Raw genomic sequence first — 4935 nt, 5'->3', positions numbered from 1 at the left:
ATATGAGATAAGGGATTTTTTTATGCTTTTTATCGATATATATAAATAATGATAAATTAAGTCATTTAAAGTTTTTTTTCGATAATTTAAATATTATATAAAATGAATAAGTTGTAAATTTATAAATTTTTCAAATAAGAATATAGGATATGCATATATTAAAATAAGACAGGGGTAGTAAATTATTACCTTTAGTAAAGACTCCCTATGAAACACATTAATTACGAATATATAAAGAAAATATATTGATAATTGACGATTTTTTCATTATAATTAAGATGACAAAAGAACATAATGAATATAACATAACATAATAGATTGTGAATATTAAAGCAAATAAATGATAAAATATGCTTAAATTGAGATGGGGGTAGGGGGGATCATTATGCAAGATTGGATAGATGCAGCACGATTAAATATTATTGTAGGACATTTTGGGAGTGGAAAAACAGAAGTATCGTTGAACTTGGCATTTTCTTTAGCCGATAGGGGGCATCGATTTGCTTTGGCTGATTTAGATATTGTTGATCCATATTTTCGTTCTCGTGAATGTCATGAATTATTGGAGGCACGCGGAGGCCGGGTAATTACTAGTTCGCAACAACACATGGATGCAGACTTACCTGCTTTGCCGCCTGATATATTTTCTTTCTTTGCTCAACCTGAATGGTATGGCGTGATGGATATTGGCGGAAATCCTGCAGGGGCACGTGTATTAGCACGTTATCGTCATGATTTAAAACGGTGTCATGCCAGGGTTCTTTGTGTAGTAAATGCGAATCGCCCATTATCTGATACGCCAGAAAAAGCCGTATATTATATTCGAGAAATTGAAAAAGCGGCAGGATTAAAAATTAATGGTATTGTGCATAATACGCATTGTTGTCAATTAACTGAAATTGATGATATTCGAAATGGCGCAGAGATGGCTGAAAAAGTTTCGGCATTAACGGATATACCGATTGTATGTCATGCAGTTTCACGCAATTTGGCAGAAGCGGTTACCGATTTTGTAAATCCAGTCTTTCCGATGGATATATATATGAAAAAACCATGGGAATAAAATCTTTCAATAGAAAGGAGCAGTTTGGCTATGGCAATGTATTTAACGTTTCACCAAGAAAGGTGTAAAGGGTGTGGATTGTGTATTACGGTATGTCCTAAAAAAATATTAGCGTTAGAAGAAGGAACGAATATCAAAGGATATCGGCCAGCATCATGTACAGATGTAGAAAGTTGTATTGGTTGTGCGAGCTGTGCAAAAATTTGTCCAGATTCGATTATTACGATTGCTAAAGATTAAGGGAGGTATCATTTATGAAAAGAGAAATTTGGAAGGGTAGTGAAGCAATTGCAGAAGCAGCGATTAGAGCTGGCTGTAAAGGTTTTTTTGGCTATCCCATAACACCGCAAAATGAAATTCCTGAATATATGTCTTTTAGAATGGAAGAATCGGGAGGCGTATTTGTGCAGGCGGAATCAGAAGTCGCTGCTATTAATATGGTATATGGGGCTGCGGCAACTGGTGTTCGTTGCATGACTTCTTCATCTTCACCGGGAATTAGTTTAAAGCAAGAAGGTATTAGCTATATGGCAGGTGCGATGCTTCCCGCTGTTATTGTAAATGTTATGCGTGGAGGCCCTGGGTTGGGATCTATTCAGCCTTCGCAAGCGGATTATTTTCAAGCTACGCGTGGCGGTGGTAATGGCGATTATCGGACACCCGTTTTAGCGCCTTCAAACTTACAGGAAACGGTTGATTTAGTACAAGATGCATTTGATATTGCAGATCAATATAGAATTCCTGTTATGATTTTGGCAGATGGGCTTATCGGCCAAATGATGGAACCCATCATTTGGAAGGAACCGAAAAAAAGAGAATTACCTCCAAAAGACTGGGCTGCTAGCGGTAGAGGAAAACGGGATCATAACAATTTCTTAAGCTCTTTGTTAATTGATGCCCAAGATTGTGAAAATCATAACCAAAAAATGTTAGATATTTATAAAAAAATTGAAGAAAATGAATTGCGTTGGGAAGAAATTCAGTTAGAAGATGCGGAAGTTGTGATTGTTGCTTATGGGACACCTGCTCGTATTTCTATTACCGCAGCAGAACAACTACGTGCAAAAGGTATCAAAGCTGGCGTTATTCGTCCAATTACATTATGGCCATTCCCGTATAAACAAATTAGAGATGCCGTTTCAAATGATTCGGTAAAACAAGTTTTAGTTGTAGAAATGAGTACGGGCCAAATGTTAGATGACGTGAAAATTGCCGTAGGAGAACAAAAGCCAGTTCATTTTTATGGTCGTTATGGCGGTGTTATTCCTACTGTTTCGGAAATTGCCCAAGCGGTAGAACGAATTGTTCAGGAGGTGAAATAAGATGAAAACGATTTATGCAAAATCAAAAGGATTACAAGATACAGAAATGCATTATTGCCCAGGATGTAGTCATGGGATTGTTCATAAATTAGTGGCAGAAACATTGGAAGAAATGAATGCGATTGAAACAGCTATTGGGGTTTGTCCCGTAGGATGCTCCGTATTTGCGGGAAATTATTTTGCTTGTGACATGATTGAAGCCGCACATGGACGGGCTCCTGCTGTGGCAACAGCAGTTAAGAGAACACATCCGAATGTACCTGTTTTTACCTATCAAGGTGATGGCGATTTGGCTTCTATCGGTGCTGCTGAAATTGTACATGCAGCGATGCGTGGTGAAAAATTTACGACTATTTTCATTAATAATGCGATTTATGGGATGACTGGTGGACAGATGGCACCTACTACCTTGTTAGGACAGCGTGCAACGACAGCTCCTTCAGGACGTACTGAAAAACAAGCGGGAAAGCCGATGCGAGTTTCTGAAATGCTTGCTACGTTAGATGGATTGGTGTATGCAGAACGTGTTTGCGTAACGGATATTCCTAATTTAATGAAAGCGAAAAAAGCGATACAAAAAGCTTTCAAACGGCAAATGAATAATGAAGGATTTACTTTTATTGAAGTACTTTGCTCTTGTCCAACTAACTGGGGAATGGATATTCAAGAGTCGAATCAATGGTTAAAAGATAATATGGTACCTTATTATCCGCTTGGCGTGATAAAAGATGTGGAGGTGCAATAATATGAAACATGAAGTCATCCTTTCTGGATTTGGTGGCCAAGGCGTAATGTCGATTGGTAAAAATCTCGTTGAAGCAGGTTTAGAAGAAGATTTACAAGTGTCTTGGGTTCCCTCATACGGACCGGAAATGCGTGGAGGGACAGCCAATTGTACGGTTATTATCAGTGACGAACGAATTGGATCGCCGTTGGTAGAAAATCCATCAGAAATAGTGGTTATGAATCGGGCTGCATTAGCTAAATTTGGTCCACAGGTTAAATCTGAAGGCTCTATATTTATTAATAGTAGTATTGTACCAGATAAAGTAGAACGTACAGACGTGAAAGTGTATTATGTACCTTGTGATGATATTGCAAGAGAATTGGGAAATTCCAAAGTTAGTAATATGGTTATGTTAGGTGCTTATGTAGGTGCAACGAAGGTATTAGAAGTACAAACGATTGAAAATATGATTCATGACATGTTTAAAGGACCAAAGGCAAAATTAATAGGATTAAATATGGAAGCGTTAAAACGAGGATTGGCTTGTGTAGAATCATAAAAAATAGAAAAAAAGGAACGTATGGAATATGCGTTCCTTTTTTTTGTTAAAACAAAGGTGACTATAATATTAAGGTATGCTTATCATGAAAAATAATTAGATAGAATATAGCTTTTATTTGAGTAATGTTTGTATTATAATGTATAGAGATTTAAGATATATTAAAATTCTTTTTTAGTATAATCCGATCTAAGGAGTGATAAAAAAATGAGATTTACTGAAGATTTAAAAGCCCGTGTAGCAAAGGCTCAAAAAAAGATTGTTTTACCAGAAACCAATAGTCGTCGTGTATTAAAAGCGGCAGAACGTGTGTTGGCTGATGGCTTTGCTAAAATTGTTTTAATTGGGAAATTAGACAAAATTAAAAAAGATGCTTCTAAATTTCAGATTGATTTAACTGGTGTGGAAGTTATTGATCCGGAAACGTATTATCGTATGGATGAATTGTGTGAATATTTTGCAGAACGCCGTAAATCAAAGGGCATGACAACGGAACAAGCTCGGGAAATTATGGTAAATAATTACACCTTTTTTGCTGCTGGCTTAGTTGCATTGGGCGATGCAGATGGTGTTGTATCTGGGGCAGCAACTACATCTGCTGATGTTATTCGTGCAGGCTTGCAGGTTATTGGTCCTCGTCCTGGTAATAAAACCGTATCTTCGGCTTTTATTTTGTTGACGAATACACCACAATATGGTGATAATGGTATTCTTGTATTAGGTGATTGTGGTGTTATTCCAAATCCAACAGCTGAACAGTTAGCCGATATTGCTTGCATTTGCGTACAACGTGCACGCCGTACCGTACAAATGTTAAATCCAAAAGTAGCCTTACTTTCATATTCTACGAAAGGCTCAGGTTCAGGTGGAACGGTGGATACAGTTCGTGAAGCCGTGGAAATTTTGAAACAGCGTAATGTAGATTTTGATTTTGATGGTGAATTGCAAGCTGATGCAGCATTAGTTCCAGATGTAGGAGAACACAAAGCACCTGGTTCTAAAGTAGCAGGACATGCGAATGTTCTCATCTTCCCAACACTGGATGCTGCTAACATTGGGTATAAAATGGTACAGCGGTTTGCTAATGCAACGGCTTTAGGACCATTGGTTCAGGGATTAGCTAAACCTGTTTTAGATCTTTCTCGTGGATGCTCTTCCGAAGATGTAGCTGATGTTGTTGCTGTATGCTGCTCGGATGCAATTACGAATGATCGTTATAAAGAAGAAGAAGGAAACTAATAAAATAAAAAAGCTTTCTGGCAAC

Annotated in this window: 6 protein-coding genes; all 6 read left to right on the top strand. The window is 37.5% G+C overall.

The genetic code is table 11. The features are described from left to right. The first annotated feature begins 385 nt into the window (after window positions 1–385). The 6 genes from HMPREF1040_RS04835 to pta all read left to right on the top strand — a co-directional run bounded on the left by HMPREF1040_RS04835 (window position 386) and on the right by pta (window position 4910). Window positions 386–1063, top strand: a complete 678-nt coding sequence (locus tag HMPREF1040_RS04835) for a tyrosine-protein kinase family protein (protein ID WP_007392808.1) — start codon at window positions 386–388, stop codon at window positions 1061–1063. A 30-nt stretch (window positions 1064–1093) separates the two neighbouring features. Next, window positions 1094–1303, top strand: a complete 210-nt coding sequence (locus HMPREF1040_RS04830) for a 4Fe-4S dicluster domain-containing protein (protein WP_007392811.1) — start codon at window positions 1094–1096, stop codon at window positions 1301–1303. Window positions 1304–1317: 14 nt separating this feature from the next. Continuing rightward, window positions 1318–2385 (top strand): 3-methyl-2-oxobutanoate dehydrogenase subunit VorB, encoded by a 1068-nt coding sequence (locus HMPREF1040_RS04825; protein ID WP_007392809.1) that lies wholly within the window; start codon window positions 1318–1320, stop codon window positions 2383–2385. Window position 2386: 1 nt separating this feature from the next. Beyond that, the gene (locus HMPREF1040_RS04820; protein ID WP_007392813.1) at window positions 2387–3130 is read left to right on the top strand and encodes a thiamine pyrophosphate-dependent enzyme; all 744 of its coding nucleotides are present in this window, start codon (window positions 2387–2389) and stop codon (window positions 3128–3130) included. A 1-nt stretch (window position 3131) separates the two neighbouring features. Next, complete coding sequence (locus HMPREF1040_RS04815) at window positions 3132–3671, top strand: 2-oxoacid:acceptor oxidoreductase family protein (RefSeq protein ID WP_007392812.1); 540 nt, start codon at window positions 3132–3134, stop codon at window positions 3669–3671. Window positions 3672–3878: 207 nt separating this feature from the next. Continuing rightward, window positions 3879–4910, top strand: a complete 1032-nt coding sequence (pta, locus tag HMPREF1040_RS04810) for a phosphate acetyltransferase (RefSeq protein WP_007392810.1) — start codon at window positions 3879–3881, stop codon at window positions 4908–4910. Window positions 4911–4935 lie beyond the last annotated feature (25 nt).

Source organism: Megasphaera sp. UPII 135-E, assembly GCF_000221545.1.
GTDB classification, from domain to species: Bacteria; Bacillota; Negativicutes; order Veillonellales; family Megasphaeraceae; genus Megasphaera; species Megasphaera hutchinsoni.
The sequence above is the reverse complement of the archived record's forward strand: the minus strand, read 5'-3'. Positions and strand labels throughout refer to the sequence as shown.

Excerpts from the sequence above, each read along its gene's own strand:
- pta (WP_007392810.1), top strand. The coding sequence starts at position 3,879 with ATGAGATTTACTGAAGATTTAAAAGCCCGTGTAGCAAAGGCTCAAAAA.
- HMPREF1040_RS04835 (WP_007392808.1), top strand. The coding sequence starts at position 386 with ATGCAAGATTGGATAGATGCAGCACGATTAAATATTATTGTAGGACAT.
- HMPREF1040_RS04825 (WP_007392809.1), top strand. The coding sequence starts at position 1,318 with ATGAAAAGAGAAATTTGGAAGGGTAGTGAAGCAATTGCAGAAGCAGCG.
- HMPREF1040_RS04830 (WP_007392811.1), top strand. The coding sequence starts at position 1,094 with ATGGCAATGTATTTAACGTTTCACCAAGAAAGGTGTAAAGGGTGTGGA.
- HMPREF1040_RS04815 (WP_007392812.1), top strand. The coding sequence starts at position 3,132 with ATGAAACATGAAGTCATCCTTTCTGGATTTGGTGGCCAAGGCGTAATG.
- HMPREF1040_RS04820 (WP_007392813.1), top strand. The coding sequence starts at position 2,387 with ATGAAAACGATTTATGCAAAATCAAAAGGATTACAAGATACAGAAATG.